Origin of the sequence: Shewanella mangrovi, from assembly GCF_000753795.1 — a bacterium.
Classification (GTDB): domain Bacteria; phylum Pseudomonadota; class Gammaproteobacteria; order Enterobacterales; family Shewanellaceae; genus Shewanella; species Shewanella mangrovi.
This window is the reverse complement of the sequence record NZ_JPEO01000006.1, coordinates 176,043-193,862: the sequence shown is the minus strand read 5'-3', so window position 1 is coordinate 193,862 and position 17,820 is coordinate 176,043. Positions and strand designations below refer to the sequence as shown.

Genomic DNA, 17,820 nt, shown 5'->3' with positions numbered 1-17,820 from the left:
TTATTGAATGCCGTGAAAAATATAGCCCTGACCGCGACGAGTTTCGATGGCTGTTTTGCCGAGTTTCTTGCGCAAATGCGTTACATACACCTCAACGACATTACTCTCTTTTTCATCGTCAAACTGATACAACTTGTCGCTTAATTGATTCTTAGACAACAGCTTTTTCGGTGAAAGTAAGAAAATACGTAGCAGGCGAAACTCCATGGCGGTCAACTCATAACGCTGTTCGCCGACCGCCACCGTTTGCTCTGATTCATCGAGCGTGATGCCGCCAAAACTGAGTTGTTTGTTGGGCGCAGTCGCGCGGCCATTGCTGCGTGAGATCACCGCCTGCAGACGGGCGAGCAACTCCTGCGTGTGAAATGGTTTACCCAGATAATCGTCAGCACCCGCATTAAAGCCTTCTACTTTTTCGTGCCATTGGCTACGCGCGGTGAGCATAATCACAGGGGTACTAATATCTTGCTGGCGCCAGTGTTGTAACAGCTCAAGCCCATTGCCATCAGGTAGACCGATATCCAGTATGACGCAGTCATAAGGACTTTCTTTCAGTAGATAATCGGCATCCATAGCGTTGGCTGCAACATCGGTAACATAGCCAGCAGCTTTCAGTTGTTTAGTCAGTTCACTGACCAGTAATTCATTATCTTCAACGAGCAGCAGCTTCATCGGGTAAACAATCTCCTGGTAACTTGTCAGGACTTATCAGTGTGCCGTCACTGGCATTTACTATCAGGCTTTGCACTATGCCCTGACGAAACCTGATATATAAATCATAACGCCATTCCCCATCAGATTGATATAAGTGGGCGTCAAGTAGTTCAGCATTGCAGTGGCGCAATAGCTCTGCAAGAGTTTGATCTAAAGAGCGGATGATGCCCGAGGCGACTAAAGATTTGGCTAACTCGTGGTCGGGTTCTAATGGATGGGCTTGGTCGTGGGCGAGTGCCGAAAAATTGGTGAAGGCAACGCATGTCAGCAGGCTGAAATATTGCACTAAATTCAGTCGTGTCATGGTGCTCCACTAAATAAAAATGGCCAGAATTTTCATTCTGACCATTCTAGATTTGCAGCATTAACTCAAACTGAAGCTATCAGCGAGTACCATATACTACGATGGTTTTACCGTGTGCTTGGATGAGGTTTTGCTCTTCCAGCATCTTCAAAATACGGCCAACAGTTTCACGTGAACAGCCAACAATCTGGCCGATCTCCTGACGGGTGATCTTAATTTGCATACCGTCTGGATGTGTCATTGCGTCTGGTTGTTGCGCTAAGTGCAGCAAAGTTTGCGCGATACGACCAGCCACGTCTAAGAATGCGAGGTTACCCACTTTCTGACTGGTGTTCTGCAGACGGTGTGCCATCTGTGCTGCCAGCTTCATCAGAATTTCTGGGTTAACTTGAATGAGTTGTTTGAATTTTTTGTAGGAAATCTCGGCAATCTCACATGCCTGTTTCGCACGTACCCAAGCGGTACGTTCTGCTTGTTCTTCAAACAAACCTAGTTCGCCAATGAAATCACCCTGGTTCAAATAAGACAGGATCATTTCTTTGCCTTCGTCATCCTTGATCAATACAGCGACAGATCCTTTTACGATGTAGTAAAGCGTATCGGAATCTTCGCCAGCATGGATCAATGTACTTTTGGCTGGATACTTATGAATGTGACAGTGAGATAAAAACCATTCCAGCGTTGGATCTGGTTTTGGCTTACCAATCAGAGCCATGCCTGTGTTCCTCGATTGATTGAAGTAAAGTTAGGTTATGCTAAATAACTAAAGCGAGTCAAATTATCGACAGTTGCTCCCCAGAACTCTTGGCCGTTTTGACTCACTCCTTATTAATGTTTGTCAATTAACGCAACCATTTTGATACTTTAGTGATATATGTCAATGATTACTCGTTAAAACCACAACTCGGATCTCTGTCTTGCAAGTCAAGTCACAATCACCACTTGCAGCGCTCATGCCGATAGACAAATTGATTGAAAAAGATGACGCAATTTGGATCTGAGTTTTCGTCGTTTGTGGCTCGACTTTAATTGTTAAATCTGGCTAACTGAACGGCACCGGATGATTTAAGAGGACGCAGCTTGAGATATTCTGCTCTTATCTATTGCGCGCTAGGTAGTGTATTGATGCTATCGATGCCAGCTTCAGCATTTCGTTTACCGCAGCCTCAACAAGAGGTGGTTGCTGGCCGAGTGGCGCTGATCCAATTCAATGCCGACCGCGGCGATGCGCAGTCACAGTACCTGCTTGGGCTGATGTATATCTCGGGTCGTTATATGTCAAAGGACATAGATAAAGGCATGGGGCTGCTGCGACAAGCGGCTGATGCCAATGATGCCGATGCACAGCGTGCGCTCGCTGATCTCACCTTTGAAGGCCGCATTGTTGCGCGTAATTTGTCGACCGCGGAACATTGGTATCGCAAGCTGGCGGACACGGGGGATCACTGGGCCAAGTTCCGACTTGGATTTGTCTATGCGGCGGGTGGAACCGGCGTTGCACGCGATTGTGGTAAGGCGGTGCATTACTTTTCTGATGCTGGCGATAAGGTCTCGATGGGCAATGTGGCTTGGATTTTAGCGACCTGTCCCGAGCAGCAGTTTCGTGATGGTGAACGCGCCGTTGCGCTGGCGACCGAATTGTTAAAAGCGAATGAAGCTGATCCCACATTTCTCGATAACCTTGCCGCCGCTTATGCGGAAATGGGCGATTTTGTCTCGGCGGTCGCCACGCAAAAGCAAGCGCTGGTACAACTCGAATTGAGTGCTAACCATCAGCTTAAAAATAAAGAGGATGAGTTTCGCCAACGGTTAGAAGATTACCGTAATCACAAACCTTATCGGGAGATTTTACCGCTCGAATAAGCGTTAAGTGGGATGATGACATACTCAGTTAACAGACAGATTGTGGTGGGGGAATCCGGATAGCTGAGTATGTCATCTATCAGTATTTCAACGAAATCCTGATGCTGCTCAGCATACGGATGACGACTTAATCCAACATTAATTGCCTGGCTGTGGATCGGGTTTATTTCGCGCCTGTGCCTCCAACGCTTCCATGGCTAAACAGGCCTTACGTTTTTCCATGAGCTCGCGGATTAATGGAGTCAAAATTAGCTCCATGGCTAAGGACATCTTGCCGCCCGGCACGACCAAAGTATTCACCCGTGACATAAATGAGCCCTGGATCATGCGAAGGTAATACGGAAAATCGACATTATCCATACCGCGAAAACGGATCACTACAAAGCTCTCATCTAGGCTAGGAATATCTTTGGCGCTAAAGGGGTTAGAGGTATCGACCGTCGGAACCCGCTGAAAGTTAATATGCGTACGGGAAAACTGCGGCGTAATGTGGTTGATGTAATCTTCCATCGAACGCACGATAGAGCCCATCACCTTTTCTTTGCTGTGACCACGTTCCGAGGTATCGCGAATAATCTTTTGGATCCACTCAAGGTTTACAATTGGTACCATCCCAATCAGCAAATCCACATGTTGTGCCACATCATGCTCAGGCGTGACTACGCCGCCATGTAGCCCTTCGTAATAAAGCATGTCGGTGTCGTCGGGCAGTGGGTGCCATTGGGTGAAGGTGCCGGGCATCTGGTTGTAAGGCACCGCTTCGTCAAAAGTATGCAGATAAGCACGGGTTTCGCCGACGCCACAGGCGCCATAATCAACAAAACATTTCTCTAGACGGGCAAAGTCGTTAGCTTCGGCACCAAAATAACTGATGTTACGATTCTCCGCTTTGGCTTTGCGGATCATCACCTCCATTTCGGCGCGGGTATAGTGATGAAAACTGTCACCTTCCACATATGCCGCGTTAATGCCCAGCTGTCTGAAGATGTGGCTAAACGCAGTTGTGGTTGTCGTTGTACCGGCACCTGAGGAACCTGTAACAGCGATAATCGGATGTTTTACAGACATTTTCTATACCGTTTAATTTGCATGTGCGAGGGAGGAGATGCGCTGCTTTATGAGTAAAACAGCATATCAGGCGGTATTAACTTATAAGGTAGTGTGCGGCCTAGGTCAATCATTCGCTGATCGGCGTGCGGCGTGAGATCTCCTCTCGGCTGCGGATCGCGATCGATTCATCATCTTCACTGTACTCCACATATAGCTCTTTTTTCTTAAGCATCATCATGCATTTAGCGGTTGCTTGTTGCATGGTATCGCTATCCAATTCAACAAAACTACCATCTTCTATTTGCGACAGCAGATATTCATGGATCAGATTGTCGAGGGTGGCTTGCGGTAAGCTTTGCAGCGCGTCAAAAGGCACTAACATCACAATGCTCCTGTAAAAATTGGATAATTCGGCTTTCTAAATAGTATTGCGGGCGCCATGGAGTTCCGCCGTTAATAAAACCGACATGGCCGCCGTGGGGCCATAATTCATACTCTACTGCCGCTGGCAGTTGCTTGCTATCTAATAGCACCGCCTCACTCATAAATGGATCGTCAGCAGCATGTAAAATCAGTGTTGGCTGGCAAATTTGAGCAATGAGTGGTTTTGCGCTGGATTGTTGGTAGTAATCGTCCGCATCGCGAAAACCGTGTAATGGCGCCGTTATCTGGTCATCGAAGCGATAGAAGGTGTTTAATGCAGCGATATCCATCTTGGTGATGCTCTGATGGCGTTGCAGCTTCAGCCGCATTTTTTGCTGCAACTGCTTAAGTAAATAGCGTTGGTAGATGCGTGAAAAACCTTGCTCCAGTTTGCGTGAACAACTGGCGAGCGCTAAGGGGGCAGACACGACCACTGCGGCCTGAAGCAGGCTATGTTGCTGTTGCTCAGCCTGATATTTTGCTAGGACATTTCCGCCTAAACTGTAACCTACCGCCAGTAAAGGCTGTTGTGGATAGCGTTGTTTAATCAGCGCTAAAGTGGCCTGTAAATCGGCAGTGTCACCACTGTGATAACTACGCGCCAAGCGGTTATCTTCACCTGAGCAGCCCCGATGATGATGCACGACGGCATTGAGGCCTTGTTGCTGACACCGATGCAGCATGCGCCTTGCGTAGTGCGATTTAGCGCTGCCTTCTAAGCCATGCACTATGATCACAATCGGTGCCTCAGCATGCCAGTTACTGAGCCAGTCCAAGTCGATAAAGTCACCGTCAGTGAGTTCGAGCCGTTCACGCCTTAATGCCGGCATCGGCGGTTTTGTCATGACGGGCAAAATGGTCTGAACATGCGGATTTTTTGCCCACCAGGGCGCTTTAAATGTTTGTGGCATACGGGCAGTGGCTACCGTGGATAGAGCAAATAGAGAGTTGATGGAGAGTGTAACATGAAGCCGATGCTATATCGGCTTCGACAACTGCTGCTGGTATTCGTCTAGCGGGCGGCGAGTAACTCGGGGAACTGTTCAGCTGAGAGATTAAACATCGACAGATAGCAGTTGAGATTCCAGTGTGGCGCTTGATAAGGATAGACAGAGCAGTCTTGATTAAGCCTGTTGAGAATAAGTCTTTGACCATTGCGCTCTAACATCAACTCGACATCCAACATGCGGCGATATTCCTGCTCTTGCAGTTGCGTCTTTGAAAGTCGTCGTAGCTGTCTGAACGGCGCTAAAAAGCGCTGCTGCCAACTGTTAAACTCATCCTGCAATCGTTGCCAGCAGTCTTCCCCTAAAGCGATAGTGCGTTTGTCCAGCGTGATAGCCAACAGCAGCAAATTGACTGCTAAGCCGTACTCATCCTGCAGCGTAATACAGGTGTTTTGCACTGTGCTGTACAACCGCTCGCCGTCGCTCCAGAGCGAACTATCAAATACCCGTTCCTCTAACACTTGCTTATCCCTGCCTTAATAATTGAACTACAGCACTCGTTAGCTATTGAATGCTTCCGTTTCAATGTCATCTATTTGCTCTTGCAGTTCAAGCCACTCCATCTCACTTTCTTCAAGTTGTTGGCTCAGTTGTGTGCGCTCGGCCAAAATTTGCGTCAAGGTGGCTTTGTTTTGTGCTTCATACAAACTGGTATCAGCCAGTTGTTGTTCCAACTCGTTTAAGCGTTGATTACATTTTTGCTGTTCAGTTTCTAACTTACTTTGCTGCTTTTTCAACGGCGACAGCTTCTGCCGCAGTTCCGCTTCAATCCGCTTTTGCTGTTTTTTGTCCTGCTGTGGTTTCGGTGTTTCGACTTCGGTTTGGGCTTGCGATTTGGCCGCTTTAGCTGCGTCCAGCAGCCACTGGTGATAATCGTCCAGATCGCCGTTAAAGCTTTCCACTTCACCATTGTCGACTAAATAGTAATCATCACAGGTGAGGCGCAACAGATGGCGATCATGCGATACAATCACCATCGCACCTTCAAAGCCTTGCAGTGCCAGCGTCAGCGCGTGACGCATGTCCAAGTCTAAGTGGTTGGTCGGTTCGTCGAGCAGCAACAGGTTAGGGCGCTGCCACACCAACAACGCTAATACTAAGCGCGCCTTTTCACCACCGGAGAATGGCCGTACTGGCGCTAACGCCATATCACCGTGGAAGCCAAAACCGCCAAGAAAGTCACGCAGCTCCTGTTCGCGGGCATTTGGGGCCAAACGCTGCAAGTGCATCAGTGGTGAATCATCCAAGCTTAAAAATTCAATCTGATGTTGGGCAAAGTAACCAATGCTCAGTCCGGGGTTGGGTTCATACTTGCCGCGTTGCGCTTGTAGTTCACCCGCAAGCAACTTAATCAGCGTCGATTTACCGGCACCATTGCGCCCCAGCAAACCGATACGTGCTCCGGGTACAAGATTCAGATGCACTGAATTCAGGATGGTAGTATCGCCATAACCAACGGCCACTTTTTCCATCGCCACCAACGGATTGGGCAACGCGAGTGGCGCCAAAAACTCCATATGGAACTCGCTGTCGGCCTTGGCTGGCATCAGCTCAGCCATCTTTTCCAACGCTTTTAAGCGACTCTGTGCCTGACGGGCTTTACTGGCTTTATAGCGGAAACGATCCACAAACGACTGCATGTGCGCGCGTTCCCGTTGCTGCCGTTCAAAGGCAATCTGTTGCTGCACCATGCGCTCGGCGCGGATACGTTCAAAGGCACTGTAGTTGCCTTTGTAATAATTGAGCTGCTGGTTTTCTACATGAATGATTTCATCGACCACACCATCGATAAAATCGCGGTCGTGGCTGATGAGCACTAAGGTGCCGGGGTAACTCTTGAGCCAGCTTTCCAGCCAGAACATGGTATCGAGGTCTAAGTGGTTAGTTGGTTCGTCAAGCAGCAACAGATCCGAGCGACATAACAGCGCTTGGGCCAAGTTAAGGCGCATACGCCAACCACCGGAAAAACTTCTCACCGGATTGCTTTGTTTCTCTTCGCTAAAACCTAAGCCAGCGAGTAGGGTGCCAGCGCGAGCGCGAATGCTATAACCGCCCACCGCATCCAGCTTGCCGTGTAGCTCAGCAATTTGATGGCCATCATTGTTGGTTTCGGCCACGGCGAGTTGTTGCTCCAACTGGCGGAATTCGCGGTCACCATCCAACACATATTCTAACGCTGATACATCCAACGCCGGGGTTTCCTGAGCCACAGTGGCAATTTGCCACTGACTTGGCACTTGGATTTCCCCTTTGTCCAACTGCAGTTTCCCCATGATTAACGCCAGCAACGACGACTTGCCGGTGCCGTTGGCGCCGACTAAACCCACCTTGTGGCCGGGATAAAGCGTCATGGAGGCTTCGCTCAGCAGCGTTTTGCTGCCACGGATAAGTTCTGCTTGGGAAATGGTGATCATCTACAGCGCTGGTTCTACAAATAGGCAATTAAAGCGCCGATGATAGCTTAGTCGCGGCAGCCAGTGCTAGCGCCGCGGCGAATGAAAAGCTGCCGCTTGCGCGGTGAATGTGGCAAAATGGCGCTATCAAATTGATTACCATCAGGCTCAAAATGACCAGAAAACGCTTTGTTGCCGGTGCTAAGTGCCCTAAATGTAACGCGGTAGATAGCATTGTGCTGTTTAAAGAGAACGGTATTGAAACTGTCGAATGTGTCGAGTGTGATTATCGCGAACAGCAAACTGAACAAAAAGTCAGCCAAAAAGCCAACGGTGAAGTTATCGGCTTGTTCAAGCCCGATTAATCCTCCATTTCATTAACGTAACATTTTTCGCGGAATTGCTTGCGTGAGCGGCAGTTCTGCGGCGGTTGCGTTGCCAAGATCAATGCTTTTGATTACTTTAGTAAGCTTGCGTTTACGGGCGGCTTCAGACCGTTTGCAAAAGATGCCATAGAAAACACAAAAAGGAATGTCATCTTTTTGAACAATAAGGATAATTATGCCAAGCCTTATCAGAATTATACTGATTGATACTCATCTTCCTGGTGTGGTTGAGCTGCGTTTAGATGGCCACACCAATATTTGTGGTACTAACGCCTCAGGCAAAACCACCTTACAACGTCTGGTACCGGTATTTTACGGCGAATATCCCAGCCGTGTTGTGCCATCCACTCGTGACAGCTTTGAACGTTGGTATCTGCCACACGAGTCGAGCTATATCATCTATGAATATCAAAAAGCCGATGGCTTGTTATATCAAGCGATTCTGGCGTCAGCGGGCGATGGCAAAGGGGTTAACTATCGTTTCGTGGCCAAAGGCTTTGAGCTGGACGATTACGTTAAAAGCCGTAATGGTGATGCCATTCTGTGTTATCCCATGGCGGAGCTGCGCGGTGTCTTTAGCAAGCTCAATGTGCCGTTTACTAATCAGCTCAACACTCGCGAATTTCGCGCCATTATCCAGAACGATCGCAGCCTGCTAAGTACCGGCGCCAATCGCACCGAGCTGCGCAACTATGCCCGTATCTTCTCCTTGTGCGAAGCGGATCATTCACTGCGTCATATCGAAAAACTCGCCAAAGCGGTGCATTCCAAAGAAGGCAAGATGGAGACCATCAAGTCGATGATCGCCGCTATTTTGGAAGAAGACGGTGTCAACCCGCCCACTTCCAGCATCAATCCGCAGCGTGTTGAAGCATGGATCCGTGAGAGCCAGTTGATTGCGGGCTTCGATAAAATCCGCCCAGAATTTGAAAAGTTAGATCAAGAGTTTAACGAGCTGCAAGCGGCTGAACTGCGCTTAGCGAGCTTAGCCGGTGGTTATCGCCACGATGAAGTGCTGCAAACCGAGCGCGCTGAAGCTGAACAAAACCGCGCCAATGAACTCAATCTACAGCTGAAAATGCTCGATGAGCAGTGGAAAGAGCAGCGTGATGAATTGAGCTTGGAGCTGTCGGCTGCCAAAGGTGATGCCAATAACCTTGAGCATGAACTCGATAGCATCGAAAACCAGCAAGCGGCCTATTTGGATGCCGACATCGAGCAAGCCAAAGCCAATCTGGAGCAGTTGCCGCACTGGCGCAGCGATTTAGACAATCTGGCTGAACGCCACAAATTGCTGACCGAAAAACACCAAGACGTGGAAGCGGCCTATAATGCCCGCCGCAGTAAAATTGGTGAGCAGCTCAACCGCGAACTGGAGAAACTGCACCGCGAACAAGATGAACAGCGTGAAGCGCTCGATAAGCAAAAGCAAGTGGCCAGCGACGATATGGCCGAGTTGGATCGCTACTGGCGCGAGCAGTTAGACGCGGGTAAACAGCGTCATCAACAGCAGCAATATGAGTTAAAACTCACTGCCGCCGAGTTGAAGATGAAGGTCGACAGCGTTACCTATACCGAAGACGAGAAGATGTCGTTGGCGGTGTTTGACGAGCGGATTGACCGCGCCGACGCCGAACAGGAAGCCGCCAACAGCAAAGTTGAACGTCTCTCCAGCGACGAGCGTAAATTCAAAGCGGCGCGCGAGCAGGCTAGCGAAGCACTGCGTTTGGCGTCATTGCGTGTTAATGATCGTCAGAATGAGCTGGAAGAGATCAAGCAGATGCTGTTCCCGCAGTCACACACGCTGCTGGAGTTTCTGCGTCGAGAACAACCCGGCTGGGAGCAACAACTGGGGCGGGTGATTAATCCTGAATTGTTGTATCGCACCGATCTGCATCCGGTCACAGGTGAAGCGACCGAGTCGTTATTTGGTTTGCAGTTGGATCTGAAAGCGATTGACGTGCCGGCTTACGCAGCCAGTGAAACTGAATTGCGTACGCGTCTGGCGAGTGCTGAAGAAGCGTTGACGCATGCCAAAGAACTAAAAGAGCAAGCGGAAGAACAGCTCGTCGAAGCCAACAGTGCGCTGGAGCAACTTAATCGCGAGCTGACCTTTGCGCGCACCAGCTATAAAAACCTGCGCGATGACGTGCGCCGCTTGTTTGAAGAGCGCCGCAACACCCAAGCCGAGATCAATAAAGCGCTGGCCGAGCGTAAAGCGCAAGCTGGCAAACAGCTGACGCAGCTTGACCATGAAATGAAGCAGCTCAATAACCAACATCTTGATTGGTTGGAGCAGCAAAAAGAGTTAGCGCTGGAAGCGCGCATGGAAAAGCAGGTCTATTGGCAAGACGTCACTGGCGCAATCGAGCAGCAGTTACAGCAGCTGCGTGACAGCATTAATCAACGCCGCGAGCGCGCCAAAGAGGAACAAAAAGCCTGTGAAAGCTGGTATCGCAATGAGCTGAAATCGCGTGGCATTAACGAAGATGACATCGTCTCGCTGAAGCGCCAGATGCGTGATTTGGATGGACAGATTGCCAGTGCTGAGCAGCGTCGTAGCGATGTATTGCGTTATGACGATTGGTACCAACACGTGTGGTTGGCACGTAAACCGAAACTGGTGACGGATTTAGCCAAAGCCAAGCAGGCTGTGGCCGATTTAGACGCGCAGCTCAAACAACGCGCCAATGAAGTGAAACATAAACGCCAACAGCTGGAAGCGGCACGACGGCAGTCGGACGCGGCGCAGGTAGAAGCCTCAGAGTTCCTCACCAAGCTGCGCAGTTTGCTGCGTAAGCTGAGTGATTTGAAGCTGCCGAAAACCGCTGAAGAAACGCCGGGTAACCTCGGTGAACGTCTGCGTCAGGGCGAAGAGTTACTGCTAAAACGCGAACATCTGCTGACCTCGGTAAAACAGTATGTCGACCATTTCGATCAGGTCATTGCCAGCAAATCAGGCTCCAGCCTGTCAGAAACGTGGGAACGTTCCCGCGAAGGCGCGAGCTTTGTTACCGATAAAGGCATTCGTCTGCTCGATTACCACAAACTGGTGCCGGAGCTGGAACAGCTGCTGAATGTGATGGTGCCGCAATCGGTCACCGCGCTGCGCGAGCAAGGACGTATCTTCGGCGTTGATTTGACAGCCTTTTATGATGTGCTGGCCGATATCGACCGCCGCATCGCGTCGCAGAGTGCGCGCATTACTCGCGAAGTCGGTGAAGAGTTGTTCCTCGACGGCGTATCGGATTCTGCGGTGCGCATTCGCTCGCGTATCAGTGAGTTAGAGTTCTGGCCTGAGCTGGAAACCTTTGTCAAAGCCTTCCGTGCTTGGAAAGCCGATGGCTTTAGCAAATTGCCCGATGAGCATTACACCGACAGCATGCGCCGTGCCTTGGATATTATTGGCCGTTCAGCTTTGTCTGGCGGTATTGCCAAACTGTTGGAAATCGAGCTACGTCTGAAAGAGGGCAATTCTGATTTGGTGATCCGTACCGATCGCCAGCTCAATGAATCTTCCAGTCACGGTATGGCGTATCTGATTTTGTGTAAGTTCCTGCTGGCCTTTACCCGCCTGCTGCGCGGAAAAGCCAACGTCACCATTCACTGGCCGATTGACGAACTCGGTACATTACACCACAGCAACGTGAAGAAGATTTTCGATGCCTGTGAAAACAATGATATCAGCGTGTTGGGCGCGTTCCCGAATCCAGAATCGGAAGTGCTCGGCTTGTTCGCCAACCGCTACATCATCAACAAACAAACCCGCAAGCTGCAAACTGTGAAGCCTAAAGCTGATCCTATTGCGGCCATGCTGCAACAACGTCAAGCCGCCGAAGGAGCTGTGCAATGAGTGAAATGATCGCAACCGGTGAGCTGATAGAGCGTTTGCTGCGCGGTGAATTTATTTGTCGCACCACCTTCGAAGATGGCTGGCGTGCGCTGAAAAGCCCGGCAACCTTAGACAAAGTAGAAAGTTACTTAAACCAGATTAACCGCACCGTGGCACAAGCTGCAGAAGGCGAGGTGTTTTTCGCTGGCTACGTCAATCTCGGTGACAATGAACGCAAAGTGATTTCGCAGCAGTTTCGTGAAATTTGTCATTCGCTGATCCCACTGGTGGAATGGTTGGTGTTAGTGCAAGAAGCCAGTGGTCAGGACGCGCCATTGTCGCAAGGTGCACCGGTGCGGCTTACCGAGCTGCAAACCCGCATTGAAGACACGCCGGCATTTCGTGAGCAGCTGGCCAAGCTGAGCCAATATCGCTTATTTGGCTCTAGCGCCAGTACCGTTGATGGTCAGATTAAGTTGGTATTCAAGCGCTTGGTTGAGCTTGGCTATCTGATTAAACCTAATCCAGAAAAGCAGATCTTTATTGCCACCGGTAAGTTGGATTATCTCTACGAAGTGATCCGCTTTATTGATGAGACGGAGAGCCTGAGCTTAGAAGCGCAGGCAGAAACGGCCAGTCAACGGGAGCTGATATGAGCAATAATCTGCATCAGTCGGGGGTAAAACTGCTGCGGCTGCTCGGGCGTAATGCCGAGCTGGTGATGGATGCGTACCTGAGTGGCAGTGTTGACGAGCAAGCATTAGAGCCCTCCACGGTCACCAAACTGACCGAAAGTGGCATTTTGTGGCGTCCAGAGCCGAATGAGTCATTGCGTTTATCACGTAATGTGCGGGCCATGCTGGAAGATGGCCTCAAAGATGAACGGAACCGCCAGATCAACGCGAATGTGGGCTCGGCGTTAGCGACGATTAAAACCGTGGCCGGACATTATCGCGAAGCGCGCGCTAGTGTGGATTACAGCGCAGCAGAGGCTTATTTGGCCGATCTGTCAGAGCAGGTCTACAGCTTTACCGAAAGTCTGCGTTACTCCATCCGGGTATTGTGGGGGCGCATTAATAACGAATTTGGTTATGTCGGCTCGCTGAATGCCAAAATTCGTGAAAACGAGCTGGCACAAAGTCAGGTGTCTGAACTGCTTAACGGCTTGGAGATGTTTGAGTTTGCTGAACTCAGTGAGTTAGCCGGTGATGTGCGCGAATTGCGTAAGCTGCTGGTAACGGGGTTACAAGAAACCCTGACCAATTGTGCTCAAGAGTTAAGTGTGGTGCAGGGGCGACTGCTGGAATTGCTCGGCCGTTTTCGGCAAATTCAGGGCCGTACCCGTTTACTTAAAGGTTGGTTGCTTTATACCGATCTGCATCCCGATTATGAAGTGGCTGACCACGTCGCCCACAAGCAGATCCCACAGCTATTTAATCAGGCGGAAGCCTTATTGGCCCCCGCAGCTGTCGATGTGCACAATGCGCAACATGAAACCGAGTTGATGCAATTAGTGGCGGGGATTCGCAGCATTAGCCGCGAACAACAGCAAACGCCGTTATCAGCGCCAACGCCGGTAGAAGTTTCTGCCGCAGAAGAGTTTGATATTCCCGATAATCCGCTCAAACAAGCGGTAGAAGCGTATTTCTGCGCGGTAATTGAGTCAGGGCAAAATCAGTCGGCGTTAGACTATCTGTCAACGCAGGCGCTGCCTTGGGATCGCGAGAGCTGGTTGTTCCAAGTCATCGGCGGCTTTGAAGGCTTAAGTGATGAACATAAGCAGTTCTTCGCTATTGAGCCGCTTGGCGTGTCACACGACATCTATACCGGTAACTTTATTATTCAAGATGTGGAAGTGGGCCTGCGCTAAGTGTAGGCCTTGAACAGCTGAACTCGCTGTAGCGGAAGTATGATCCAGTTAGTGTTAATCAGTTGAGGCTCATGCTACTGTGCCGCTCGCGCAAACATGCAGTGTTAAAGCAGGTTTGAACGTCACTGATACTCTCTTGTCCGGTTTTGGCATTTGTCCAAATACCGTGTCATTGCAGCTTAGATTCGTCACCAGTGCGACAAAATGTCGCCGTCGAGTGTTTAGGCTGTGGCTGATGTCATTATTTATCTTTTGCACATAGTAATTGGCTAGGTCAATTAAGCGGTTCGTGCTAGAAATTCAGCGTTCACTAAACTAGATGCATGATTTGCGCTAGATAGATTATTTTTGGCTACGCATTGAGCGGAGCCTGAAACCAAGTTTTATTTCCCACGAATGAGAAAAAGGATTGGGTTACATGTTAAGACGTGATTTTTTGAAAGGTGCGGCAGTGATGTCTGCTGCTGGTATGGTTGCTCCAGTGATGGCCAGTGCGGCAACTACTGATGTTACTACACAATATTCAGCAGGCGGTCGCCGTCGTTTCGTCATGACCCAAGCCTATGATGTGAAGCCGCCAATGGGCTCTGAAGGTAAAGTTAAGCTGTGGATCCCGCTGCCAGAAAATACTGAGTTCCAACAGCTTAATAAGGTGGAATACAAAGGTAATTTTGATGATGCCTATATCACCATGGATTACAGTTACGGGGCAAAGACCCTGTTTGTGACTTGGGCGGATTCTAAAAAGCCAATGAATCTGAACGTGGAGCTGGATATCAGCACTGAAGATTGGGAGCCTGCGGCAAGTGGCGCGCTGAAACACTATCGCACACCCACAGAAATCCGTTATCCAGAAGATGTGCAGCGCTATCTGCAACCTACAACTCATATTCCTACCGATGGTATTGTTAAAACCACGGCTGACAAGATTGTTGGCAGCGAAACTGATCCACTGAAAAAGGCGCATAAAATCTATTTATGGGTCAGCGAAAATATGTTCCGCGATAACGATGTGATTGGTTGCGGTACTGGTGACGTGCGTACCATTCTGGAAAGCGGTAAACTCAGCGGCAAATGCACCGACATCAACTCAGTGTTTGTTGCTTTAGCTCGTGCTGCAGGTATTCCTGCGCGTGAAATGTTTGGTATCCGTTTGGGCCGTGGCATCAAAATGGGTAAATACTCTAGCGCCTTCGGCAGTGCCGATGAGCACAATGTAGCGAAAGAAAGTGGCGGTCAACACTGTCGCGCTATGTTCTTCTTGGCGGGTTTTGGCTGGGTGCCGGTAGACCCTGCCGATGTGACCAAAATGCGTCTGAAAGAGCATAAAGAACATAGTGCACCTGAAGTCCAAGCCGTGAATGAATATCTGTTTGGTAACTGGGAAATGAACTGGGTTGGCTTTAACTGGGCGCGTGATTTCACCTTAGCGCCAGCGCCAGAACAAGGCGCCTTGAATAACTTCGGTTATCCATATGCTGAGGTTGATGGTGACCCAATCAACTTCTACGATCCGAAAGCTTTTGCCTATGACTATCGCTCAACAGAGCAGCTCTAAAGGATTATTGGCGACCATGGCCGCTGCCATTGTGGCAGCGGTAGCGTCGAGTCTTTGCTGTATTGGCCCACTAGTTTACTTAGTGTTTGGCGTGTCAGCTGCCAGCTTGTCGGGTTTGGAGCAGTACACTTGGCTGCATTATCCGATGCTGCTGTTATCCTCAGCGCTGATTATTATGGGCTTTTGGCGACTGTATTTTTCTAAACGGCCGATTTGTACTGGCCGTTTTAGTCGCACCAAAATGCTGGTGGCATACTGGATAACAGTCCCCATTGTCTTAGCATTTCAGCTGTATCCTTACGTCTTACCTTGGTTGTTGGAGTTGTTTGAATGAAACGATTACTCATATTAGCGATGTTGCTGGTGTCACCACTCACTTGGGCGGCGAATGTCAAAGTAGTGATCGACGTTGAAGCGATGACATGTCCACTGTGCGTCACGGTAGTGAACCAGGTATTACGTAAGACCGACGGGGTGATTAAAGCTAAGTCGTCGTTGAAAACCCGTCAGGCCAACGTCATTGTGCCAGAAGGTTTTGATACCGAGCTGCTGATTAAAGCGATTGATAAAACGGGCTATAAAGGCGTGATAAATAGCGTCGAACCGTTATCCTAAACGGTGTTTAGTCTAAAAAAGCGATGCCTAGCGCATCGCTTTTTTGTGGCCGCTATCCGCGAATATGACGTTATTGTGCTTGCAATAGCTGCTTACAAAGGCTGACGAAGTCAGACGAAGTAATGATTCCCTGCACCTTGCCATCGGCATCCGTGACCGGTAAACACCCATATTTGTGTTGAATAAAATAATCGACCACCTCAAGTAGCGGCGTATCACTAAACAATACCGGATACTCAGTCTCAACCAATTCGGTCAGCGGCATATGACGCTCACGTCGGTCTAATGCGCCAGCCCCATAGCGATTGTAGAGGCTCATGACCGTGGCAATCATCTTTTTGTGGGTTAGCACACCGACCAGCGTGCCAGAGGTTTCGGAGATAACGGGCAGATGGCGTACGCCGCGGCTCTGCATCAGCGCATGGGCATCGTAGATGGTGGCGGCATCGCTGATGCATACTGGATTGAGCGTCATAATATCGTGCACTTTCATGGTATTTCCCCTTACATCAGCCAAACAAACGGCTTCCTAGCTTGCATTATTATAGGCAGTTTTAGGCGAAACATAGCCGTCACCGGTAAGCTATCGTGGCCCTTTACAAAGCAAGCTATTCATAAACACTTTACCCGCATCATTCGCGATAACTCTATCGAGTCGGTCATAAAAATCAGTGACTTTACAAAATGGCTAGGCAGCTTAAGATCAATAGAGGACTCTTTTACTAAGCATCGTTTTTTATGACCACTGATGTCAGTATTGCCACGCTAAATTTGTTTAATTATGCCGAACCACCGCTGGCCTATCATGAGTTCGATAGCATCTACACGCAGGCGCAATGGCAGTTAAAAACGCAGTGGTTGTCTGACTGGGTGGATCAAGCCCAGCCTGCGCTGCTGGGAGTGCAGGAAGTCTTCAGTCCGGAAGCGTTGCAAATACAGTTAATGACACATGGGTATGAACACTTTGCCTGTGCGGGATCGCCATCTGTAAGTGGCTATGTTGCCAATCAAAGTGTGGTGATGCTCGCTAGCCGATTTGAGATTACCGAAGCCGCTTCAGTACCGCTCGACTTTACGCTAGCTGCACGTTTTGGCGTTAACGAGGAGTTTACTCCTAGCCGGGAAATGCTGCGTGCCACCATACAAATACCGGAAATTGGTACCACAGATATGTACGTGGTACACCTTAAGTCACCGCGCGCGATGTTAGGTCATCAGGATGTGAATCTCGAAGGCTACAGCGCTGCGCTGGCGGGCAGTGCCCTTGGTCGTTGGGCTTCAGTGGTCAAGCGTGGCACAGAAGCCATGCTGCTATATCAGGCGATTTTGGAGCGCCGGGCGCAAACCGGCAATGCGGTCGTGGTGGTGGGTGACTTTAACGCGACGATCGACAGTAGCGAGCTACGTGGACTGTTGACCGCGCCAGATCAGCTTTATCGTGGTGATCTGCACGCCACCGGGTTATTAGCGCTTAATGAGCAAGAGCGACTGTGTCATTTACGCCATTTCCAGCTGCAGGATGCTCAGACGCTGGCGGTCGCCTGTGCGCCAGATAAGCCAAAACGTGTCAGTCATTTCCACGGTGCGCGCGGCTCAATTGTGGACCATATTTTACTCAGCCAAGAATTTGATTGTCAGCAGCAACATAGTCTGGGACAAGTCAGCCAATATCACATCTTTAATCAACATCTCATTAAACCCAAACACCCTCATGATGATTATGCCAGCGACCATGCACCTGTAATGGTCAGTTTGGCATTACGCCATGAGGGGACCGAATAGCGCCCAAGCGTATGCGATACCGC

At 49.7% G+C, this 17,820-nt stretch carries 18 protein-coding genes; 9 read left to right on the top strand and 9 right to left on the bottom strand.

The window, feature by feature from the left end; all coding sequences use genetic code 11:
• The 3 genes from HR45_RS10610 to crp all read right to left on the bottom strand — a co-directional run bounded on the left by HR45_RS10610 (position 1) and on the right by crp (position 1,733).
• Positions 1 to 672, bottom strand: coding sequence for a response regulator transcription factor (locus HR45_RS10610; RefSeq protein ID WP_037442710.1), 672 nt, complete (start codon positions 670 to 672; stop codon positions 1 to 3).
• Entirely contained in the window at positions 653 to 1,018 is a 366-nt protein-coding gene (locus HR45_RS10605) for a PepSY domain-containing protein (RefSeq protein WP_037442708.1), read from the bottom strand. The genes HR45_RS10610 and HR45_RS10605 overlap by 20 nt, the downstream gene beginning before the upstream one ends.
• A gap of 79 nt (positions 1,019 to 1,097) precedes the next feature.
• Positions 1,098 to 1,733, bottom strand: coding sequence for a cAMP-activated global transcriptional regulator CRP (gene crp, locus HR45_RS10600; RefSeq protein WP_037442706.1), 636 nt, complete (start codon positions 1,731 to 1,733; stop codon positions 1,098 to 1,100).
• Positions 1,734 to 2,143: 410 nt separating this feature from the next.
• Between crp and HR45_RS10595 the strand changes: the two genes are divergently transcribed.
• Positions 2,144 to 2,881: a tetratricopeptide repeat protein gene (locus tag HR45_RS10595; protein WP_052074679.1), complete on the top strand. Its 738-nt coding sequence runs from the start codon at positions 2,144 to 2,146 to the stop codon at positions 2,879 to 2,881.
• 138 nt (positions 2,882 to 3,019) lie between these two features.
• On the opposite strand, the gene HR45_RS10590 is transcribed toward HR45_RS10595, so the two are convergent.
• From HR45_RS10590 to HR45_RS10570, 5 genes are all read right to left on the bottom strand, one after another.
• Positions 3,020 to 3,949: a phosphoribulokinase gene (locus tag HR45_RS10590; protein ID WP_052074678.1), complete on the bottom strand. Its 930-nt coding sequence runs from the start codon at positions 3,947 to 3,949 to the stop codon at positions 3,020 to 3,022.
• Between the two features lie 109 nt (positions 3,950 to 4,058).
• The gene (locus HR45_RS10585) at positions 4,059 to 4,313 is read right to left on the bottom strand and encodes a YheU family protein (RefSeq protein ID WP_037442703.1); all 255 of its coding nucleotides are present in this window, start codon (positions 4,311 to 4,313) and stop codon (positions 4,059 to 4,061) included.
• Positions 4,297 to 5,265 (bottom strand): hydrolase, encoded by a 969-nt coding sequence (locus HR45_RS10580; RefSeq protein ID WP_037442701.1) that lies wholly within the window; start codon positions 5,263 to 5,265, stop codon positions 4,297 to 4,299. The genes HR45_RS10585 and HR45_RS10580 overlap by 17 nt, the downstream gene beginning before the upstream one ends.
• A 101-nt stretch (positions 5,266 to 5,366) precedes the next feature.
• A complete protein-coding gene (locus HR45_RS10575) occupies positions 5,367 to 5,822 on the bottom strand; it encodes a TIGR02444 family protein (RefSeq protein WP_037442699.1) in 456 nt (151 codons plus the stop codon).
• Between the two features lie 39 nt (positions 5,823 to 5,861).
• A complete protein-coding gene (locus HR45_RS10570) occupies positions 5,862 to 7,775 on the bottom strand; it encodes an ABC transporter ATP-binding protein (protein WP_037442697.1) in 1,914 nt (637 codons plus the stop codon).
• A 152-nt stretch (positions 7,776 to 7,927) separates the two neighbouring features.
• Between HR45_RS10570 and HR45_RS10565 the strand changes: the two genes are divergently transcribed.
• The 7 genes from HR45_RS10565 (at position 7,928) to HR45_RS10535 (ending at position 16,015) form a co-directional block, all read left to right on the top strand.
• Positions 7,928 to 8,119 (top strand): YheV family putative zinc ribbon protein, encoded by a 192-nt coding sequence (locus HR45_RS10565; protein ID WP_037442830.1) that lies wholly within the window; start codon positions 7,928 to 7,930, stop codon positions 8,117 to 8,119.
• Between the two features lie 196 nt (positions 8,120 to 8,315).
• A complete protein-coding gene (locus HR45_RS10560) occupies positions 8,316 to 11,993 on the top strand; it encodes an ATP-binding protein (RefSeq protein WP_037442695.1) in 3,678 nt (1,225 codons plus the stop codon).
• Positions 11,990 to 12,628 (top strand): hypothetical protein, encoded by a 639-nt coding sequence (locus HR45_RS10555; RefSeq protein WP_037442693.1) that lies wholly within the window; start codon positions 11,990 to 11,992, stop codon positions 12,626 to 12,628. The genes HR45_RS10560 and HR45_RS10555 overlap by 4 nt, the downstream gene beginning before the upstream one ends.
• Positions 12,625 to 13,842 (top strand): hypothetical protein, encoded by a 1,218-nt coding sequence (locus HR45_RS10550; protein ID WP_037442691.1) that lies wholly within the window; start codon positions 12,625 to 12,627, stop codon positions 13,840 to 13,842. The genes HR45_RS10555 and HR45_RS10550 overlap by 4 nt, the downstream gene beginning before the upstream one ends.
• A 418-nt stretch (positions 13,843 to 14,260) precedes the next feature.
• The gene (locus HR45_RS10545) at positions 14,261 to 15,400 is read left to right on the top strand and encodes a transglutaminase domain-containing protein (protein WP_037442689.1); all 1,140 of its coding nucleotides are present in this window, start codon (positions 14,261 to 14,263) and stop codon (positions 15,398 to 15,400) included.
• Positions 15,401 to 15,416: 16 nt separating this feature from the next.
• A complete protein-coding gene (locus HR45_RS10540; protein ID WP_037442687.1) occupies positions 15,417 to 15,734 on the top strand; it encodes a mercuric transporter MerT family protein in 318 nt (105 codons plus the stop codon).
• Positions 15,731 to 16,015: a heavy-metal-associated domain-containing protein gene (locus HR45_RS10535; protein WP_037442685.1), complete on the top strand. Its 285-nt coding sequence runs from the start codon at positions 15,731 to 15,733 to the stop codon at positions 16,013 to 16,015. The genes HR45_RS10540 and HR45_RS10535 overlap by 4 nt, the downstream gene beginning before the upstream one ends.
• Before the next feature lie 70 nt (positions 16,016 to 16,085).
• Here the strand turns inward: HR45_RS10535 and HR45_RS10530 are convergent, their stop codons facing one another.
• Positions 16,086 to 16,508, bottom strand: a complete 423-nt coding sequence (locus HR45_RS10530; protein ID WP_037442683.1) for a CBS domain-containing protein — start codon at positions 16,506 to 16,508, stop codon at positions 16,086 to 16,088.
• 245 nt (positions 16,509 to 16,753) lie between these two features.
• Here HR45_RS10530 and HR45_RS10525 point away from each other — a divergent pair, with 245 nt between their 5' ends.
• The gene (locus HR45_RS10525; RefSeq protein WP_052074677.1) at positions 16,754 to 17,797 is read left to right on the top strand and encodes an endonuclease/exonuclease/phosphatase family protein; all 1,044 of its coding nucleotides are present in this window, start codon (positions 16,754 to 16,756) and stop codon (positions 17,795 to 17,797) included.
• Positions 17,798 to 17,820: the final 23 nt, after the last annotated feature.